Raw genomic sequence first — 21,271 nt, 5'->3', positions numbered from 1 at the left:
TTTATTGTCTCCTATTATTATAATTTTTATTGATTTCTTGATTCTCAACTTTTTCATCTTGTGTTTCTTGTGCTTCTTGTTTTCTTTCTTCAGCTATTTTATCCATTTCTGCTTGTGCTTTAGCGATTTTTTCATATAAATCATTATTTTCTTCTTCTAATTTTTCTTCTATTTGCTCTTCTTTTTTCTCATCGTCAATATCTTTATTAGTATTTTCTTTTTCAATTTCATCTTTTAAATCTTCATTTTCTATTTGTAAATTTTCTAAATTTCCATTTTGCTCTTCTTTGTTTTCTACTTCTTCTTTATTTTCAACATTTTCTTCTAATTTTTCACCTTTTTCACCTAAAATTAATAAAGTTTTATTTGAATTTTCAGCCATTTCTTCTTTTAATTCTTGTAATTTTTCTTTTTTTTCAATCATTAAATCATCAAGTTCTTTTTGCAAAATAGCATTTTTTTTCTTTACAGACTCTATCATTTCTTTAATTTCTGCTGTGCTAAATGTTAATAATTCTGTTTGAAATTTCAACATAAAGCCTACATTATTTAAAGTTTCTTTTCTTTTGAAAGGATAATAAATCTGTTCATCATCTTTAATAAAATCAATCATCTTTTGAACATCACTTCGTTCAGTTTCAGTTTCTTTTGGATATTTTTGTTCATTTAAAATAGAAATATCTTCTTTAATATCATTTACTTTGGTTGCTAAAGTTTCATTTTCTTCTAATACTTCACAGAGTTCATCTATTATTTTTTTATGTTCTAAATTCTCTAAATCTTCAAAATTCTCTAAATCTTTTAAATAAGATTTAGTAAAATTATTATAATAATTTTCCAAGTTCACAAATCCTTCTTGCTGAAATTCTAATAATAAAGCTCCTGTTTGAGTTAAAAAGAATTGTTTATAATTTTCATCTTCTTGAATATTTTTATCTATATACTTTTTCATTTCTTCTGAAAAATTATCAATATCATTAATATCAATTTTATTTTCTTTTTTAAAAGTATCTTTTAATAAAGTTAATTGCTCAACATATTCTCTATATTTTTCATCATTTTTAAGATTTGCATGATTTTTTAGAGTTTCAATAATTTCTTCCATATTTTTCTCCTTATTTTGTAATATTTTATTTATTGTATACAATTTCTTTTTTTACTGCTTAAAAGATTTCTGAAAGTAGAACAAAATTTCCCACTTTAAGAAATAATTAAAAATTTTTATACTTTTGATTGCAAAATATCTTTTGCTCTAATAAAATTATTTATATTTTTTTGATTATTAATCAATATATCAATTTTTTCTTCATCTGTTGAATTATCATCTATTTCATTTATTTTAATTTCTTCAGTTTCAATCTCAATAATATTATTTTTTTCTTCATTTTTAATTTCGATTTTTTTTTCTATATCATCTTTACGCAAATTAGAAGCTACAAATTTACCTTTTTCGTTTAATAGTTTTGAATAATCTGGTAATAAATTTTTAATTTCAGGACTATTCATATTTATTTTAATTCCATTTTTTCTTAATTTATTTCTAATAGTAAAAATTTCATTGATATTTCTTAAATCTTTTTTAAGTGTATCTAAAAGTATTTTTCTATCATAAGTATCTAATTTATTTTCACTTAAAAATTTTTCTTTTAAAAAAATTTCTTCGTCTGTATTTTTTAATCTTTCATTTAAATTATTAAGAAAAGTATTTGATTTTTCAATTGTGTTTGTTAATCTTATTAAAATATTGTCTATCTCTGGATAAGAATAAAAAATTGAACCATTATCAGCCTTAAAAAACAAATTATTTGGAATATACTCTTTGTCATATTTATTAATTAAAACGCCTTGAACACAGAATTGCTTTGTAAGTTCTCCAATAAAAGTTCTAAAAACTAATTTTAAATCATTTGCTTTAAGAATTTCAACTTCAGCTTCATTTTTAAAATTAATAAAAATATCTTTTATTTTTTCATTAATTTTATTTTTTAAAGATTTATGACTTTCTTCATCTTCTTTATTTTTTGGTTTTTTAGTAGTTTTTATACCAAAGCATTCTAAATTATAATTTTCCTTTTTAAAGTCTTTATTATGTATAAACTCATTTAAAAATTCTATATCATTAAGTAATAATTCTTTTTTTTCTTTTAAAGAAGTCAAAAGTCTTTCATTTTGAAGAATATTTTTTTTGTATTGTTCGAAGTATCTTTCTTCTGTTTTTAACATAGTTGAAATTTTATGTTTTTCTAAAATAAAAGGATTACCAGTAGCAATAGCTTTCATTTCTGAAACATTAGCGATTTCTGCATCAATACTTTCAAAATTTCTTTTTCCGTCTAAAAGATTAATTTTTTTAAGTTGTGCTAAAGGTAAAAGCTTTTGTTCATTGATTTGAAACATTCTTGAATCGTAAGTTTGTTCAGTTGCATATCTATAATGTGAAATTTCAAAATTATCTTTATCTTTTTCAAAAAATAAATTTCCTTGTCTTACAACTCTTCCTGCTCTTTGTTGTAAATCACTAGGTTTCCATGGACAATCTAACTCATGTAAAGCAATAACTCTTTTTTGAACATTAGTTCCTGCTCCCATTTTTGCTGTAGAACCTATTAAAATTCTAATTTCTCCAGCATTAACTTTATTAAATAATTCTTGTTTTTGAATATCTGAATTTGCATCTCCAATAAAAGCAATTTCATTTTGTGAAATACCGCTTTTAACTAATTTTTTTAAAATTTCTGCATAAAGATCAAATTTATCTCCAACTTCTTCCATTAACTCTTCAATAGTATATCGTTTAATTATTTTTTCTTTTCCTTTTTCATTAATTTCTACTTTGGCGTAAAATTCTTCTTCAGTTTCTTCATCTGTTAATAAAACTAATTTTAAATCAGCTATAACTTCTTCAATATTGTTATATCTTGCTTCATTTTCAGCATTTATATTTATTTTTTGAGAATGAAATTTTGAAACACCCATATCGCAAAATATTAATTGAGTAGAAGAAGGATAAGTCTGATCATTATAATGAAACATAACTTTCTCAATTAATTTATTAATTTTAGAATCTTCATAATCACTTGCACTATTATCAATCAATCTAAAATCTAATGCCGCTTTTTTAGCATCAGAAGTGCATTTAAGCATATTGTTATTTCTTGGATCTTCTTTTAGATTATCCATTCTATCAATTATACTTCCTTTGTTATAAAATCCTTTTTCATTTTCAATTCCTATATAACTTTCTATATCATAACTTCTTGGAGAAATAACATTTATAGGGCGTCCATTTTTAATTTTTGGAACTAATCTTCCTGTTTGTTTTTCTATATCTTCATTTGTTACAATATCAACATTTTCTCTATAAGCAGACATTAGTTCTGGAACATTAATAAATTGAGATAATCTTGAGGTTAATTTGTAATTAACTCCGCTACTATCAAGTTCTTCATTAAAAGTAATTTTTGTAAAAGTTTTTTGCCAATCATCAAAATGAGAAACTCCCAATTCTTCTAATATTTTTGGTTGTAAAAACTTTTGCATAATATAAAATTCTGCAATAGAATTGCTTACTGGAGTTCCTGTCAAAAAATACAATTTATAATTATTTTGATGACAATAACTTGTAGCACAAAGCATTTTCATAGCTTTAAAAGAATCATTTAATGGAAGTCCTTTAACACTATCCTGATTTGTATCAATATATAAGTTTTTAAAATTATGAGCTTCATCAACAACTAAAGCATCTATTCCTAATTCTTCAAAAGCAATTTCTTCATCGTATTTTTTTCCAATAGCTCTTTTTTCGAGTTTAGCTTCTAAATATTTAATTTTTTTATCTATAGTTTTTCTTAAATTTTTTAAATCTTTTTCACTTGAAACCTTTATTGTTTTTGTTAAATAGTTTTTTAAATTTTCAGCATATTCATATAAAATATTTGTTTGAAAACTTTCCATAACGTTAATATTTTCAAAAGTAGAATGCTTCATAATGATTGCATCGTAATTACCATATTTAATTTTATATAAAAATTCTTTTCTATCTTTTTTATCTTTAATTTTATCCCCTACTAATATATTTGCATTTGGATAAGCAAATAAAAATTCTTTTTCCCATTGAGTAGCTAAATGATTGGGAACTAAGAAAAGAGCTTTTTTAACTATTCCCATTCTAACTTGTTCCATAATCAAAGTAATCCCTGCTAAAGTTTTTCCTGCACCAACTTCGTGTTCTAAAAGCATGCTATTTTTTAAAATACCTTTAAAAACAGCATTTTTCTGATGTTCTCTTAAAGTTATATTCTTATTTAAATACGGTGTTTCTAAATATTTTGAAAAACTAAAATTAGTTTTATTGTAAACATTTAAAACTTCATTATATTTTTTTTCTATTTTTTCTCTTACATTTTTATTATTAAAACAATAAGATTCAAAATAATCTTTAACAGCTTCTGCGTTCTCTAAAGCAATTTTTGTTGGAATGTTTTCATTAACTTTAACTTTTAATTGTGGATTATCATCTTTTTGTTCATAATGAAAAACTTCTAATGATTTTCCATTAATTATTTTTTCTATTAATGTTTTTAAATCAAAAAATAACTCACTTTTTTCATTATAAACCATCAAATTAATACCATTATCGTTTAAATCAGTATTTTTAATTTCTTCTTCAACCAAAATATTTTCATCTCTATATTCATCATAATTTTCTTTTAAAATTTTAAAATTCTCAAATACATACAAACTATTCACAAAATTAATATCTATAATAATTTTATCAGGAGAGTGAAAGAAAGTGTTTTTAATAAAATCTTTATAAATCTCAATATCTATATAACTTGCACCAAAATTAAGCTCTATATCTTCAAATTTAATATATTCTGGAAAATATTTTTTTAATTCTAATGCAACTTCTTCAAGTGGTAATGAAAAATTGTTAAAACTAATGTTTTTTTCAATCATTTCTTTAATTTCGTTATATTTAGCTTTAACATTTCCTGTTAAAAATTCATCTGCTAAGATATAATCACTTTTATGTTTATCTCTATCAGAGTTCAAAACATGAAAAATAAGTCTTTTTTCTAATAAATCAACTAAAATTTTTTCCAAATCTTTGTCTTTTGAATAATTTTTTAAAGTATTTAAATCTATATAACCTTTTTCTGTTAAAGTTTTTTGCAAAGCTTCTTCATTGCTTTGTGCCAATTTTCTTTCATAAGGAATATAAATCCTTTCTTTTAAAAAATCAGCTTCTAAATAAGTATTTTTATTATTTAATGTTACTTTCTTTTCTGTAGAGAAAATAGAAAAAGAATTTATTTTATCAAGTTCAATTATATCTTTTAATCTATGTTTTAAAATCAATCCATTTTTATCTTTTTTACTATTTCCTAAAGAGTTCAAAAATTTAGAATCACTTAAATTTAAAATATTTCTTCTTATAAATCTTAAATTTTCTTTTTCCCTTTTTAATACTTCATTATCAATAAGATGATTTCTTTCATTTGCTAAATTTTCTTTTATTAAATCTCTATACTTAATAATTTCACTAGCAATTTTTTTTTCTTCGTGGTTTAAATAGCTTTTATATACAAATTTACTTTTATTTTCTTTAATGATATTTTCTTCATTAATTAAATATTTTTTTTCTAAAGGTAATTCATCTTCAAAATAAGCTTCTTCACAAGAATCTATGTCTTTTTTAATATAAATTTTATCATTCATTAAAAACATACTACCAATGTTAAGTTTTTTTATATTTTGAAATTCTTTTAAACTTAAACTATCATAATCAATAAAAGTATATTTTTTTTCAAAAGGCGGATTATCTTTAAAAATGAAAGAGTGTATTCTTTCCATACGATTTATTATTTCATCATTATAATTATAATCTGGTGCTTTTACTTCCATTGAAAATCTACCAAACTGATTAGAACCTAAAATAGGATTTCCAATTATTTGCTCTGGATTTTGAATAAAATAATTATTAATTTCTACATAATCTTCATCACTTAATTTAAACAGATTTACATCCATAAAAATATTATTTGATTCTGTTTCCATTTCAAAAGATTCTTTATTATTTTTTTTATTAAAAATTCTTTGGTAAAAAAATATATCAGTTGAAACATCAGCATGAGAATTTTTAAAAACATCATTTGGCATTCTAAAAGCTGAAATAAAATTTCCTAAATCATTTAAAATTTTTCTATGCTTATTCCCATTGGAATCTAAAAAATAACTTGAAATAATAAAAGATAAAATTCCATTATCTTTTAAAAGCTCACTTGATTTAACAGCAAAATAATTATGGATTGATAGATTATTTCCTAAACTACCCATATCTTTAATTTTTAATTGTTCATAAGGTGGATTACCAACAACAACATCATATTCTTTTTTATTAAAATCAACTTTTTCAAAAGAATTATTATAAATTCTTACATTTGGATGTAAAAATTTAGCAATAGTTGCTGAAATTAAGTCTTTTTCTACAGCATCAAATTCATAATTTTGCGGAGCACAAGAAAAGAATTTTCCAATACCACAACTTGGTTCTAAAGCCTTAATTTTATTATTTTTACTTACACCTAAAGAATCTAATCCTTTATAAATATTTTTTATAATAAAATCAGGAGTAAAATAAGCATTATAAGAAGAGTCTTTTAAATCTTTATATAAATCATCATCAATTAATTCTTTTAATTCTAATTTATATTCTTCATATTTTTCATTATAAAATAAATCTCTTAATCCTCCAAAGGCAGTATATCTAGCAAGAATTTTCTTTTCTTCTTCGTTTGCAAAAAGCCTATTTTCATTAAATATTTTTTGAGTAAGTTTAATAGCTTCAATATTTGCTTCAATTCTTTCTTTTACACTTAAATTTACAGGATATTCCCCTTTATAATTTTCCTTATCAAATCTTTTTAAAAATTGATGTGTTTTAAAAGATTTAAATTTAAATTCGCTTGTTCTTGATACTGATTGAGGTTCTCCTTGATCTGTTGTATTGTCATATTCTTTAAATTTATTACTTGTATTAATTTCTGATTGCTCATCGGTATTGTTATGCTCTCTATTAATTTCAAGCGATTTATTTTCTTCTGCATTAATGCTATTTGATATTCCATTGTTATTATCAATAACAATCTCATCGCTTGCTCCAAAATCAAATTGTTGTTCTCTTGGTTTTTCTTTACTAGTGAATTTAAAATTTTCACTATGTAAATTATTGGATGTGTTTTCACTATTTTGTCCCAATAACTCAACTTCTGACTGACTAGAGTTAAAATTATTAATATTCTCATCATTTGAAAGCTCTTTGGAAATATCATCCTTAATTGATCTATCGTTTGTGATATTTTCTTCGCTTCTTCGCTTAAAATTAACATGTTCTTGTTCTTGTATTCTCTCATTAACACCCACAATTCCTCGTTGTAAGTATAAATTTTCCTCTCGATTAAATTGATTACTTGATAACTCAGTTCTTGTTTCAAGTTCATGCAAAGTTCTTCTATTTTCTCCTGATTGTTCTTTAAAATCTCTAAAATCATCTCCTCTTTTTCTGTTAATTCCGTTATTATGCTGTTCTCGAAGTTGAATTGTTGAGTTATTAAACACTCTTGCAAATATTCCATTTTCTTTTCTATCGCTATCATTTCTTTTTTCAAAATTTTCATCATCGATTTTATCAATATATTTTCTAAAACTATCAAAAATTCTGTTTGAAAATTTTCTAATATATGATTTTGTAATGTCGGAATATAATATATCATCAATTCTTGTAATAATGGATTGGTTTCGATTAATTCCATCTTTATATTCAGTTCTTGAAAATTCATCAAAAATGAATCTATCTCCATTTTGTCCAAAACTTCTTTGGCTTGTATTTCTAGTTGCTTTACTTTCTCTATCTCTTTGGAATTCAATTGTTTCAAATTGAGTAAATCCATTTTTATTCTGAAATTGTCCAATTCCTCCTGATATTTCTCCTGAATTTTTGATATCTCTATTTGATATATTTTCTTGTTGCTTAAATCTATCCTCTTGAATTTGTTCTTCAACTCTATTAATTTCATTGGTTTTATGTTCCGAAAATTCATTAAAAGTTTGTCTATTTTCTTGCTCATTTTTGTCAATATTTCTTGTTGTATCGTATTGAGTATCATCAGTTGTTCTTGTTCCCCATCGTTCGCTTCTTCTAATATTTTCATCGCTTGTGTAAAAGTTATTATATTTTCTTTCATCATCATTTCTGGTAAATTCATCATCTCTTGTAAGGTTATATTCATTTTTTAAATCCTTTAATTTAATTTTTTTAAAATAATCTTCTAGCTTAACTTCATAATCTTTACTATAAATTAATATATCATCATTTTTATAAATTATATTTAATTCTATATTATTGTTTATTAAAATTTTATTCAATTCTTCATCATTACTATGATTAAAACTAAAATTACTTGCATTTGTAGTTATAAGTGGATTTTCATTAAGTATTTCATTTGCAATAAAATTTTTAATTTCATATTTTCTTTCTTTTTTTTGAGAATTTTTTTGAATATTTATTAAAAAACCATTAAAAATATTTTCTTCAATTTTTATTATTGTTCCAAAAGATGAATTTATATTATTGTTATTTTCGTGATATAAAAAAAGAATATTGATTTTATTTTCTTCCATATTATTTTCCGTAGACAAATTAATCCTAGTTTTTAAATAAAACTAGGAGATTTAATTAATTCTTATTGTTTTTGAGTTCTTAGGTTTTTAACTTCATCAGAACTAAATAACTCATTTTGATTTTCTGTTTTTTCTTGCATTCTACTTTCTGCTTCAGCCTGTGCTTTATCAACAGCATTAATTTTACTTTGAATATGATTTTGATGTTCTAAAGCTTTTTCTTGCGTTCCTTCTTCTAAAATTTTTCCTTCCTTGTCTGTCTTATTGTAATAACTAAAATCATTGTTTTCTATATAATTAGAAACTTCTTGATTTCTGGCTTCATAATAATCTTTCCAAGCTTTACATTCTTCACTATTTGCTAAAGCTTTTTCAGGATTATTATTTAAAAAAGTTGTAAAAGCTTTTTTTAATTTCTCAATGGATTTTTCTAAGTAATTCATTTTTGCATTAACTAAAGATAAGCCACTGTTTTGATAAACTTCGCCCGTTTCAAGATCAATTTGTTCTTTAAAATATTGATCACGATTAAGTTTAGAATCTACCATTAATTCATTTTTCTCTTTATTAATCCAACTTTGGAATTGACTTGAAATAATAGTATCTTTAGGAATTACTTCTTTGATCATTTTATCGAAAGCATCTGCAATTACTATAGAAAATTTATATTTAGAATTCAAATTATAAGGATTCCAAGGTACAAATATTTCTTTTCCTATTTCATTTGTGTATTTAGACATATTAATCTGATCCGTTTTTTCTTGTGCTTTAAGCATAGCTTGCCCTAAATCTGAACTAATTAGCTTATTATAAGCTTCATCACCTAAATTTTGGAATTTCATTTTTTCTCCTTTTAATTAAAATAGTGGCGAAATAATAAAATAAAAAAAAATTTTTTTCTTAAAAGTTTTCTTAAAGTGGGAAATTTTGTTCTAGTTTCAGAAATCTTTTATTTTTCAAATTTTGTTTTTTTGTAAAATACTTCAAAAATTGGCAAAGGAAATAAAATGAAAACAAGAACAAATCGATATTTGTTCATACTATTATCAATAGTCTTTATTTTTTTACTTAATTTAAAACTTTATGCTAGTGATAATAATTATAAAAAAACTTTAACTTTATCTAAAAATGAAAAAATTGAAAAAATAATTCAATTTTATAAAGAAAGATTAAAAGATATTCCAAATTTAGAAATTAAATTTGTAGAAGAAAAAAATAATTTTCCTTTTGAAGCTTATGTTTTTGAATTCAAAACAAACAAAGAACAAACAAAAGAAGTTATTTTTATAAAAGATAATTTTTTCTTTAATGAGTATGTAGATTTCAACACTTTAGAATTTTCAAAAGATAAAGTCCAAGAAGAACTATCAAAAGATAAATATTCTAATATCATCAAAGAACTCATGAATGATAAAAAATATATTATAACCTTAGGAAATGGAAATAAAGAAGTTTATGTTTTTTCAGATCCAGAATGTCCTTTTTGTCAAAAACACTTAAAAAATATTGATGAAAAATATTTAAAAGAACACACTATTCATTTTATTTTTATAAGCGTTCATGATAATTTTAAAATCTTAACTGCACTCTATAACGATTTGGACAAAGCTAAAACAAAACAAGAAAAACTAGCAATTATTAAAAAATTCTATTTTGGAGACAATGATTATAAAGATTTTAATTTTAAAAATAATGAAAAATATAAAGAAGAAGAAATTAAAAAAATATTTGATAAATATCTTAAATTAGGAGTTAATTACACTCCATTTATAATTAATTGGAAGCTATAATGGAACTGAATGCTATTCCAACTCAACTTATAACAACTGCTTTTGTTTTTGGCTTAGCGGCTCTAGCTTTCTCAACAGCTCCTTTTTTATTCACTCTATCTAATGGAATTTTAAAAGCAAGAAATGGAAACACTTCATCAAGTTCAATAATATCTGTTTTTTGTATCGCTTTTATATTACACACAGCTTCTTGTATATTTTTTATCTTAGGTATAAAATTATTAGATATTTTAAATAATATATATGAAAGCAATTATTATACAAATAAAATATTTCCAATTTTTTGGGCAAGAGGCGAAAATGAAGTATTTCAATTAGCAGGAGCAAGTGGCAGTTTAGAAGAAAAAGGTGCTTACTTACAATTATTCGCATTACAAACTATAGTTGATTGGATAATAATTATTATTCCAATTCTTATTTTTATAACTGCCTCTACTTATGGAGCTATTCAAGCTAGAAAAGATACTATGCACACAGATTATTTAAGTTTTTTTATTTGGATGGGAATATCGAACATTATTGCTTTCTTTCTTTTTTTTATATGGGCTAAAATTGCTAGTTTAGCCCTATTTATACCTAACGGAGCTGATTTAATAAGCAAAATGTTTGAAATGTATAAAAATTTACCTATATAGGAGTAACTATGAGATTTTTTTCTTTCAATACAAAAAATAATGGATTTTTAGCAACAGCAATAAAAAAAGAATATGAGAATTTCGAAATTGAAAAAATATATCAAATGTTTAATAAAAATAAAAATGATTTTATAAAAATTAATTTTGATAAACAATTTGATGATATTTATACTTTTACAAACAAAGAAGATTTAATTGATTTTTTTAAAACAGAAAATATTGATGAAGCGTTTTTTAAGATAAAAGATTTTATTTATTATTGGGATAATGAAAATCAAGAAGTTTATAATTTAGAAGATATCGTTGCAAAAAGAAATATTAAAAAAATTAATGAAGAACATTTTTATTTAATAAATGATGAAAAAATAAACAATAAACTTGAAAAATGGTTTAATTCCACTGATATGATAAGTCTTTCTAAAACAACTCAAATAATATTTGATGAGTGTAAAGCAGATTTACATCATAATATTTATGAAGTTTTTCCTTATTCTATTTTAATGATAGGTGATAAACTTGCTTATTTAAGTAAAAATTTAAGTAATCAAACAAACATACAAATACTTAATGAAAATTTACTTCCAAAAGATTTAAAAGATGAATTAAATTTTATAAATTTTAATCAAAAAAAACCTGAAGAAATACTTGCAAATTTAAATAATTATCTAGAAGCAGAAAAAGATCAAATTACAAATTCTAAAAATAGAAAATTACTTAAAAACTTTTATGAAATAAAAAATAATAAACTTGATAAGCTTATAGAAAGTATTGATTTAGCTACAAATGAAATGAAACAAACTAGCTTATTTGATGAAGAAGAAATAAAGCCAACTTATAAACCAAATTCAAATTATCAAAATCGTGAAGATTTAATTGCAAAAAAAAGGAATAAAAGATGAAGCTATTTATTGCAGAAAAACCTGAACTTGGAAGAGCAATTGCAGAAGGCATTGATGGAAAAGCTGAAAATTATAAAACTCATATTGTTAAAAATAATAATATTATAACTTGGGCATTTGGACATATTATGAAATTAGCAGAACCAGAAATTTATGATGAAAAATATAAAAAATGGAATATTCAAGCTTTGCCACTTGATATAAAATTTCCTTTCAAAAGAATTCCCATTACAAGTTCTGAATCTCAATTAAAATTAATTATAAAATTGATAAATGATAATAAAGTAAAAGAAATTATACATTGTGGCGATGCTGATGAGGAAGGACAAATTTTAATTGACGAAATTCTTTACTACTCAGGAACTAAAAAACCAATCTTAAGATGTTTAATCAACGACATAACACCAAAAGCTATAAAAAAATCAATTAACGAAATGAAGCCAAATTCAGAATTTAATGGACTAAGTGAAAGCGGTTTTGCTAGAAGTGAAGCTGATTGGATAGTTGGGCTTAATCTTACAAGACTTTATAGCATTTTAAACAATAATAAATTAATTAGCGTTGGAAGAGTTCAAACTCCAATTTTGGCTTTAATAGTAAATAGAGATTTAGAAAATAAAAATCATATTAGTAAGCCTTATTTTGTAATTAATGGTGAATTTGATATCAATAATGAAATAATAAAAATTCCATTAAAAGTGGAAGAAAAAATTGAAGATGAAGAAATTGCTAAAAAAATAAAAACAGAAACAGAAAATCAAAATGTTAATTTAAAATTAAAAATTAATCAAAAATTAGAATATCCACCACTTCCATACAATTTATTAAATCTTCAAGCAGAAGCAAGTAAACTTTATGGTTTTTCGGCTAAAAAAACCTTAGATATTACGCAAAATCTTAGAGAAAAGCATAAAGCTATAAGTTATAATAGAAGCGATTGTGAATACTTACCAGAAAATATTTATAATGAAGCTCCACAAATTATAGAATTGATTAAAAATAATTTTAATGATGATATAGGACAAAATAATGTAAATTTAAACATTAAATCAAAAGCATTTGATGATACTAAACTTTCAGCACATTATGGAATTATTCCTACTCAAAGTAAAATTGATATTAATAAACTTTCAAAAGATGAAAAATTAATTTATACTCTAATTACTCAAAGATTTTTAATGCAATTTTATGAACCATGTAAATACGATAGCTACAATTTAGAAATAAATATAAAAGATTATGTTTTTTCAACAACATTAAGAGTAGATACAGAACTTGGTTTTAAAGAATATTTCAATAAAAATGAAAAAGAAGAAATTGGCTTTTTGAAAAATATTAAGGATAACGATATTGCAAAATGCCAAAATATTGAGATTAAAGCAGAAAAAACTAAGCCAAAACCATTTTACACTATGACTACTTTATTAAAAGATTTAAATCAAGTTTCTAAGTATGTTAAAGATGAAAAAATTAAAAAACTTTTAATAGAAAAAGATAAAGATAAAAAAGGCGAAAATGGCGGAATAGGAACTCCAGCAACAAGAAGTAATCACATAGAAACTTTAATAAACAGAGGTTATATTGTAGTTTCAAAGGATAAAAAGCAAGTTGTTAATGCTACAGAACTTGGAATTAATTTAATCCAAAATTTAGATCCTATATTGACAAATCCAGACATGACAGCTTTATGGTTTGAAGCTCAAAAAGAAATACAAGAAGGAAAACTAAAAAGAAGCGATTTTTTAAATTCAATTAATGATTTTATTTTAAAAATAATTGATAATGAAAAGAGTTTAAACAAAAAAATTGTTTCTAATGAAGAAAAAGAAAAAATAACTTGTCCTAAATGTCAAAAAGGTTTTTTAAGAGAAATAAATGGAAAATTTGGAAAATTCTTTTCTTGTTCTGAATATTCTAATGGCTGTGATTTTAAGGCAAAATCTGTTAATGGAAAACCTGAATTAGAAAATAAAAGCACTAATTTAAATACATCTTTTAAATGTCCTCAATGTAATCAAGGAAACTTAATAAAAAGAGAAAGTAAAAATGAAAAAAACAAATTTTGGTATGGTTGTTCTGAATGGAAAAATGGTTGTAAATTTATGTGTCCTGAATTAAATGGCGAACCTAATTTAAATGCTAAAAATAATTTTCAAAACAATTATAAGCAAAAGGTTAAATACAAATGAAAAAAATAATTTTATTTTTATTGCTGTTTAATTTCTTATTTGCAGAAGGAACAAATAATGGGCAAGGAGTTGTTTCTGAAACTACTAAAGAAGAAATGCAAAAAATATTTTCTAATAGAAATGATGACATAGAAACTAATGATAGATGTAGTTGGGAGTGTAGAAAGGTTAATAGCGGATATGGAACTCAAATCATAGGATTTGATTTTAAAAATGGGACAACTTTTTGTAGAGTTTATAAAAATGAAAATTTTGATTTAGATTTAAAATTTAATGCTTCAAAAACTAATTTATCTTGTGCTAAACAAGTGTATACAGGACTTGATACTGAATTAAAAAATTATGAAAATATAGATAGAAAAATTAATTTAGAAAGTATAATTAAATGGACGCCAAGCGATACTAAAATTAATTTTGCAAAATATTTAGTTGCTTTAGCAACTTTAAATCCAAATATTATCGATAGAGAAAAAACTTATAATTTAGGAGAATTAACCTTAAAAGATGGTATAGATAATTTTAGCATTAAAACTATACAAAAAAATCAAAGTTTTATGGATTTTTTGATAGCTCCAAATTCTGTTTTAAATCAAAATAAAGGATTTTCTACTTCAAGTATAAGTTTGCAAGAAACTTCAGCTGTAGATGGTTTTAATAAAAATAATATGGCGTATTTTTCAAATCTATTTTTAGCCAATGAAAAAATTTATCAACATTTACAAATTCTAATTCTTGTTTTAGTTGGTGGATTTTTTCTTACTTCAATTAGTGCAGAAAAAATTCAAGCTTACTTAGAAAATAGGGGCGAAAATGAAGGAAAGCAAAAATTTTTACATAAATTTTATATTCCAATGATTATGATAGGAACATTTTTTATGCCTATACCCGAAGGAAATGGTTTAGCTCACTCAACAATTATGCAAAACGTCATTAGATATTTTGCATTAAAATCAACAGATATTGCAGATATGGCTAGTGCAATTGGTGGAAAAACCTATATGGATAAAATTTATAAAAGTATAGGTGGAGTAAATATTCAAGGTATTAAAGCCTTATTAGAAAAAAAGAAAGAAAATGAGTTTCTTATAAGTCAAGGAGATGAAATTTATAAAAAAACTTGTTCTTTAAGATATAAAAACCAACTATCTGCCATTAGAGAAAGCTATATCACTTCTTTAACAGATGAAGATAAAGAAAAAATAAAACGATTTTTAGCTGAAGATAGTAATGATATGGCAGGAAAAAATGGCGATATTTCCTTGGAAGCTTGTATAGCTTTAGAAGCTGATATTTTAAAAGCAAGAAATGAAATAACTAAAATAAATTCTCAAATGGAAAAAATTGATAAATTAAGAGATAACACTCAAAAAATCAATGAAATGAAAAATCTTGATGCTTATTTTGCAGTAAGAGAAATGCAACTTGGATGGATAAATTCTTTATTTACGCCAAGTAGTGCAATTTTAGCAGAAGTAACTATGTTTAAAGAAGAGCAAGGTGATGAAGATGAACAAAAAGAAAGGATGATTAAAGCAACTAAAAAAAATATTCAAAACACTAAAGAAAATATAAATAAAGGAGATATTGAAATTAGTAAAGATGATATTACAGATAGCTCTTTAGGATGGATAGCAGGTAAATTAGTATGGATGATGTTACCAGGAGCTTCAACTATAAAAGATTTTGTAATGGAAAATACTGGAAAATTCATGGCTGTAATTCAAGCAGCAGCAGCTTCTACTGTGCCAATCATAGGAACAGTAGGTGGAGCTATAGTTGGATACATAACAGGAACAGTTGCCTCAACAATTACAGGATATGCTATAGCTATAATGTTAATAGAATGGACTTTTCAAAAAATACCATTATTGGTTTGCACTACAGCTTCTATTATAATATTTGTATCTTATTTAGTTTCTTTGATAAAATATTTTTATATTTCACCATTCGTTGTAGCTTTCTCCTTAGCAACTAAAAGAATGGATAAAATTATTGAATTCTTAATTAATGGTATGGCTATATTTTTAAAACCCGTATTAATTATTCTCTTTATATATTTATCATTATTTATAAATGTTTTAGTAGACGAATTTTTCTTATTTGTTTCTGTAGAACAATTTACAGGAATTAAAACTAGCGTATATAATTTTCACACTAACTTTATTATAGGTGCAATCACAGGCTTATTAACTATATTTGCAAAAATTGCTTCAGCGGTAATTATGTGGAATTTAATTATTAAAGGGCCTTCATGGGCTTTATCATTGGTAGGTATTGATGGAAAACAAAGTGAAATGATTTCTCAAGGTATGGAAAACACTTTAAACAAGAGAGCAAATATTGTTTAAAGAAATCTCAACTAAACCAAATATATACAAAGGAATAAAATGAAAAAAAAATATATAGAACTTGAAAGAAAAGAAGGACAAATCAATGACATTCCATATGTTATTTTGAAAGTTGAATATCCTAATCTAAAAGAATTAAAAGATAAGGATTTATTAATGCAAAATGACAAAGGACAATGGCTTTGTGGCTATATTGGCTTAAAACACGAACAAGAAGTAGATTTTAATAAGTTGGAAAATGAAGTTTGTATAGCTCCTATTTATTTAAAAAAATTTGACACTGATTTATTTGAAAAAGACGAGAATATTACTAAAATCATATTTTTTGATCAAAATCATTCTTGGAATAAAAGTAGGATAAATACTCAGTTAGATGAAGATTTATGCTTAAAAGATATTGAAAAAGTAGTAAATCACATTATTAATTTTAACAAAAATAATATAAAAGAAGAAAATTCCAATAAAGAATATAAATTTCAAAGGAGAAGAAAATGACACAAATAGATTATTATAATTTTTTAGATGAAGCAGATTGCTTAATGAAAAAATACAAAGAAGAACAAAAGGAGCTTACAGAAGAAGTATTTTTAAATTTTTTAAAAGAAATGGTAGAAAAATACAATCTTAATAAAAGAAAATATGATTTTTTTGTGCTTCATAATAATTTTCTCTTTGTAACAAAAAACAAGCAATGTTACACAATAATCAGCTTTGAAAAAGACAAAGATAGAAAAATAGATTTTTCAGGATATAGCCTTGAAACAAAAGAACAAGGACAAAAATATTTTGAAGAAAATTTTAAAGAATATGAGAAAGTTGATTTTTTATGGTATAGCAATGGAGTTATTAAAATGAATTTTCAAACAATGTCCAATTTAGCTATATACGAAATTTTAATAGCTTTACTAATTGGCGAAGAAAATGAATGGAAAGAAAAACAAAAAGAATTTATGAAAAATGTTTTAAAACTTATGGTTTATAAAAGAGATAATGAAAAAGATTTTATTTTTGACTTATCTACTTTAACCAATGTTATAAGCTTACAATCTCTTTTAAAATTAGCAATAGACTATAAAGACAAAGCAAAAGAAAATGTTGGAATAATGGATTTTGTTAAATATATAAGCTCCGCTATAGAAGTTGATATTAATGACTTCTTAAAGGGAAACAAGAATGATGAAAATTGGATTAAAGAAATGTATAAAAAAACACAAGGAAAAGGACAAGGAGTTTATGATGTAAGTGTTTGTATTGTAGCATGGAGAAATGTTTTAACAAATTTAAGTTCTGATTATAGGAAGCAGAAAAAATCATCTTGATATTATGATTACCAATCCAAACGCAACAAAAAAAAGATATAGAAAAGGATAAAAAGAAAATGGTAGAAGAGAAAGAAAGTAAGGGGAGCAATCCTATACAATTAAGAATTAGCGATAAGACGAAAGAATACCTTCAAGAGAGAGCTGACAGCTTAGGTTTTCCTCTAAATACATATATTTATCATCTTATTATGAAAGATATGGAAACTTTTAATCAAAAGTGATTAAAAGTATTTTCGAAATTTTAAAAAAACTTTTAATAAGGAGAAACAATGGTAGAAGAGAAAGAACAGGCACAAAGAGTTATGCTAACTATGAGTGCTAAACTCAAAGAAACACTAGATAAAAAAGCTGAAGAGTTAGGCATTAACACAACTCAATACATCATTAATCTTATTATAAATGATATAAAGGAAAAATAAAGATGTTAAATTAACGCTCGGATTTTAAATCTTTTTGTTGTCAGTTTTATTTTTCTCAAAAATGAGAAAATTTAAAAAAAACTTTAAATAAGGAGAAACAATGGTAGAAGAAAAAGAAAACAGGGGAAGTAATATCGTGCAAATAAGGCTTAGTGATAAGCAAAAAGATGAGTTGCAAAAAAAGGCTGATGAAGTGGGTTTGCCGCTTACTCAATATATAATATTTTTAATTACAAAGGATTTAAAAGCTCTTTAAATATGGACTTTGCTATAAGAGTTAATGACAAAGCCCATAAAAACATTTTAATTATCAGAAATATCACAAAATTTCCTTCGCAAATTGCACTCAACGCTAAGTATACTATAATGATCATTATAATTTATAATCATTATATCAGCATATTGATATCTACCATTTTCAATTTCTTTTTTAGATTCTTTTTGTGAATTTAAGAGAAAATTATAATCTCTTTCTTTAAGTGTTTTAATATTTTTTATTTCGCTTAAATCAATTAAAGAATACTTTCCACTTGTTTTATACTCTTCATCAATTTTTTTAAGTGCAAATTCATATCCTTCTTTACTTCCTTGCTCTGAATTATAAGTATATTCTTTAAGTTTAGGTTCTCCACAACCTATAAAAATTAAAGATAATCCAAAAATAATTAAATACAAACTTTTTTCTTTTTTCATTTTATTTTCCTTTTTAAAACAATTTTATTTTAAATAATAATATATTAAAACTTATAATAATCTTTCTGAATATATAATATTATATAATATTATATAATATAAGTTTTGATTTTTAAAGATAGCATTGATAAAATTATTTTTTCATTTTAGCTCCTTCTTATTTTATCTTTTAAATTTTCTTGATATTCATTTTTTTCATTTTTTAGAGCGAAATGTTTTCTTTTTTCTAGTTCATTTTTAACTTCTTTTATTACTATTGTGTCAAATTTTTCAAAGTTTTTATAATAACAAGCTTCTTCCAAAGCTTGAAAGTATTCTTCTTTTGAAGAATACTTAATATTGATAGGTGGATAATTATTTTTAACAAGCTCATAATTCATTAAAAGCCTTGACATTCTTCCATTACCATCAATAAATGGGTGTATTCTAACAAAGTCAATATGTATTCTTGAAGCTCTAATAATAGGGTGTAAATTTTGTGCTTCATTCTCATACCAATTTAAAAAGTTTTTCATTTCAAAATCAATACTCAAATAATCAGGTGGAATATGTTTTGCACCGCTAATCACTACATTAGCCTTTCTATATACTCCAGCATTCTTTATATCAATTGTTTGTAAAATAATTTGATGTAAAGATTTAATATCAAATTCATTTAAAATTGTATTAGCATTTGCAAGTTCTAACATAAAATCAATAGCATGTGAATGGTTTATGGTTTCTAAGTGTTCTTTTACACTTTTTCCTGCAATAGTCATACCTTCAAGCACTGCTTTTGTTTCAAATAAGGTAAGTGTATTTCCTTCGATTGCATTAGAATCATTTGTATATCTTAATTTAAAATCTTCTTCTAGTGATTTTTTAGTTTCAAAAGCTAGTTTGTGTTCTTTCAAAAAATCTTTTAGAATATCAATTTCTTTTAGATAATCTTTTAAATTCATTTTCTTTTCCTATTTTTATAATCATAGAATATTTTTTTTATTTTATCAATTTTTCTATTAATGTAAACAACCCTATACAAATAAGAGGACTGATCGTAATTGTTGAAAATGAAATAATAAAAAGTGAGTAAAAATCACTATCAATGACCGCACTTAGCATTAAAGCAACGAAACAAGAACCTATACAAAAAAATAACACATAAGACAGATATTTCTCCGCATAAGACAGAAATTCCCTAACTTTTCTTTTGTCATTCATTTTTTCTCCTTTTATTCCAAAGATAATTAATATTATATAGTATTATATTATATTATATTATATTATATTATAAAATTTTTACTCCTTAACCTTCAACTTCTTCTTTTTCAACTTCTGATATTTTTTTAATTTACCTAATAAGTTCATTTTGGTTCCTTCTTATAATAAGCGTTTAAAAAGTGACATGGTAAATAATTTTTAAAACTTTCTTTATCCATATAAATTGCTATAGTACTATTAATCTCTTTTCTAGTTTTATTATAAAAACTTTTTTCTTGTGAAAATCCTTTAAATTTTGAAATTCGACCATATCTTACTATACGACCTCCTAATTTTTCATTAGTTATTTCATAACTTATTTCATTAATAAATAAATCGCAATCGCTTATAGTATATTCAAGACGCATAATAACTAGAAAAGTTTCTTTATTTTTATTATAAGTAAAACTAAAGTGTTTTTCGTTAAATCCTATTTTTTTGGCAAAAGCTCTATTCCAAATATCGCTTAAAACTTCTTTCATTGTTTTTTCATACATTTTCACTCCTTTTTATATTTTCAGTCAATGATTTTTTCATACTCTAAAATATATTTTTTTGCATAATCCACCCCCACTTATTCTTTTATAAAATCTTTAACATTAATTTTTAAGTTGGATAATCTTTTAAAAGTGTCTTCAACACTCACAAAAGCAAACTTAATACTATTTACAATATGATATTTTAAAATTTCGTAGCTCTCTTGAAAAAACTCATACTTAAGAAAATAAACTTCAATTTGATTGTTTTCTTGATTATAATTTAGTGCAATCTCGCCTAAATCAAAAAATCTAGCAATATTATCTTTATCATCTTTACATTCTAAAAAAGCGTAAGCGTCTTTATTATAAATATTTTTTCTCTCGCCCTTTAGAACACTTTCTAAATCAAAAAACTTGTTTTTAATTACTTCGATTTTCACTATTTCTCCTTTTATTCCAAAGATAATTAGTATTATATTATATTATATTATATTATATTATATTATATAATATTATATAGTATTATATATAAAAATAAACTTAAATAAAAAATTATAATTGAATTATAACAAAATG

At 23.4% G+C, this 21,271-nt stretch carries 17 protein-coding genes; 10 read left to right on the top strand and 7 right to left on the bottom strand.

All coding sequences use genetic code 11. From position 1 onward, the window contains the following. Window position 1: 1 nt before the first annotated feature. The 3 genes from ELQ11_RS08665 to ELQ11_RS08655 all read right to left on the bottom strand — a co-directional run bounded on the left by ELQ11_RS08665 (window position 2) and on the right by ELQ11_RS08655 (window position 9,524). On the bottom strand, window positions 2–1,105 hold the full coding sequence (locus tag ELQ11_RS08665; RefSeq protein WP_134225260.1) for a hypothetical protein: 1,104 nt from the start codon (window positions 1,103–1,105) through the stop codon (window positions 2–4). Window positions 1,106–1,221: 116 nt separating this feature from the next. Continuing rightward, window positions 1,222–8,682: an SNF2-related protein gene (locus ELQ11_RS08660; RefSeq protein WP_070273927.1), complete on the bottom strand. Its 7,461-nt coding sequence runs from the start codon at window positions 8,680–8,682 to the stop codon at window positions 1,222–1,224. A gap of 62 nt (window positions 8,683–8,744) precedes the next feature. Then, a complete protein-coding gene (locus ELQ11_RS08655) occupies window positions 8,745–9,524 on the bottom strand; it encodes a hypothetical protein (protein ID WP_070273928.1) in 780 nt (259 codons plus the stop codon). Window positions 9,525–9,689: 165 nt separating this feature from the next. Between ELQ11_RS08655 and ELQ11_RS08650 the strand changes: the two genes are divergently transcribed. The 10 genes from ELQ11_RS08650 (at window position 9,690) to ELQ11_RS09930 (ending at window position 18,540) form a co-directional block, all read left to right on the top strand. Beyond that, the gene (locus ELQ11_RS08650; RefSeq protein WP_134225259.1) at window positions 9,690–10,472 is read left to right on the top strand and encodes a thioredoxin fold domain-containing protein; all 783 of its coding nucleotides are present in this window, start codon (window positions 9,690–9,692) and stop codon (window positions 10,470–10,472) included. Next, window positions 10,460–11,107 carry a hypothetical protein gene (locus ELQ11_RS08645; RefSeq protein WP_208359340.1) on the top strand — a complete coding sequence of 216 codons (648 nt, stop codon included), beginning with the start codon at window positions 10,460–10,462 and terminating at the stop codon, window positions 11,105–11,107. Before ELQ11_RS08650 ends, ELQ11_RS08645 begins: the two co-directional genes overlap by 13 nt. Before the next feature lie 8 nt (window positions 11,108–11,115). After that, window positions 11,116–12,006, top strand: coding sequence for a hypothetical protein (locus tag ELQ11_RS08640; protein WP_070284781.1), 891 nt, complete (start codon window positions 11,116–11,118; stop codon window positions 12,004–12,006). Continuing rightward, window positions 12,003–14,195, top strand: coding sequence for a DNA topoisomerase 3 (locus ELQ11_RS08635; RefSeq protein ID WP_134225258.1), 2,193 nt, complete (start codon window positions 12,003–12,005; stop codon window positions 14,193–14,195). Before ELQ11_RS08640 ends, ELQ11_RS08635 begins: the two co-directional genes overlap by 4 nt. After that, the gene (locus ELQ11_RS08630; RefSeq protein WP_134225257.1) at window positions 14,192–16,543 is read left to right on the top strand and encodes a hypothetical protein; all 2,352 of its coding nucleotides are present in this window, start codon (window positions 14,192–14,194) and stop codon (window positions 16,541–16,543) included. The genes ELQ11_RS08635 and ELQ11_RS08630 overlap by 4 nt, the downstream gene beginning before the upstream one ends. A gap of 39 nt (window positions 16,544–16,582) precedes the next feature. Then, entirely contained in the window at window positions 16,583–17,038 is a 456-nt protein-coding gene (locus ELQ11_RS08625; protein WP_134225256.1) for a hypothetical protein, read from the top strand. Continuing rightward, window positions 17,035–17,862, top strand: a complete 828-nt coding sequence (locus tag ELQ11_RS10355; protein WP_243833546.1) for a hypothetical protein — start codon at window positions 17,035–17,037, stop codon at window positions 17,860–17,862. The genes ELQ11_RS08625 and ELQ11_RS10355 overlap by 4 nt, the downstream gene beginning before the upstream one ends. A 59-nt stretch (window positions 17,863–17,921) precedes the next feature. After that, window positions 17,922–18,086 carry a hypothetical protein gene (locus ELQ11_RS09935; protein ID WP_166739186.1) on the top strand — a complete coding sequence of 55 codons (165 nt, stop codon included), beginning with the start codon at window positions 17,922–17,924 and terminating at the stop codon, window positions 18,084–18,086. A gap of 48 nt (window positions 18,087–18,134) precedes the next feature. Further along, window positions 18,135–18,284, top strand: coding sequence for a toxin-antitoxin system HicB family antitoxin (locus ELQ11_RS08610; RefSeq protein ID WP_134225255.1), 150 nt, complete (start codon window positions 18,135–18,137; stop codon window positions 18,282–18,284). A gap of 100 nt (window positions 18,285–18,384) precedes the next feature. After that, window positions 18,385–18,540 (top strand): hypothetical protein, encoded by a 156-nt coding sequence (locus tag ELQ11_RS09930; protein WP_162842138.1) that lies wholly within the window; start codon window positions 18,385–18,387, stop codon window positions 18,538–18,540. A gap of 47 nt (window positions 18,541–18,587) precedes the next feature. On the opposite strand, the gene ELQ11_RS08605 is transcribed toward ELQ11_RS09930, so the two are convergent. From ELQ11_RS08605 to ELQ11_RS08590, 4 genes are all read right to left on the bottom strand, one after another. Continuing rightward, a complete protein-coding gene (locus ELQ11_RS08605; RefSeq protein ID WP_070278405.1) occupies window positions 18,588–18,977 on the bottom strand; it encodes a hypothetical protein in 390 nt (129 codons plus the stop codon). A 146-nt stretch (window positions 18,978–19,123) separates the two neighbouring features. After that, complete coding sequence (locus ELQ11_RS08600; RefSeq protein WP_126211327.1) at window positions 19,124–19,918, bottom strand: Fic family protein; 795 nt, start codon at window positions 19,916–19,918, stop codon at window positions 19,124–19,126. Between the two features lie 402 nt (window positions 19,919–20,320). Continuing rightward, window positions 20,321–20,713, bottom strand: a complete 393-nt coding sequence (locus ELQ11_RS08595) for a hypothetical protein (RefSeq protein WP_134225254.1) — start codon at window positions 20,711–20,713, stop codon at window positions 20,321–20,323. Between the two features lie 77 nt (window positions 20,714–20,790). Further along, entirely contained in the window at window positions 20,791–21,135 is a 345-nt protein-coding gene (locus ELQ11_RS08590) for a hypothetical protein (protein ID WP_024266121.1), read from the bottom strand. Window positions 21,136–21,271: the final 136 nt, after the last annotated feature.

This window comes from Campylobacter sp. US50a, from assembly GCF_004379015.1.
GTDB classification, from domain to species: Bacteria; Campylobacterota; Campylobacteria; order Campylobacterales; family Campylobacteraceae; genus Campylobacter_D; species Campylobacter_D jejuni.
Note: the sequence above shows the minus strand (reverse complement) of the source record. Positions and strands in the feature narration are given on the sequence as shown.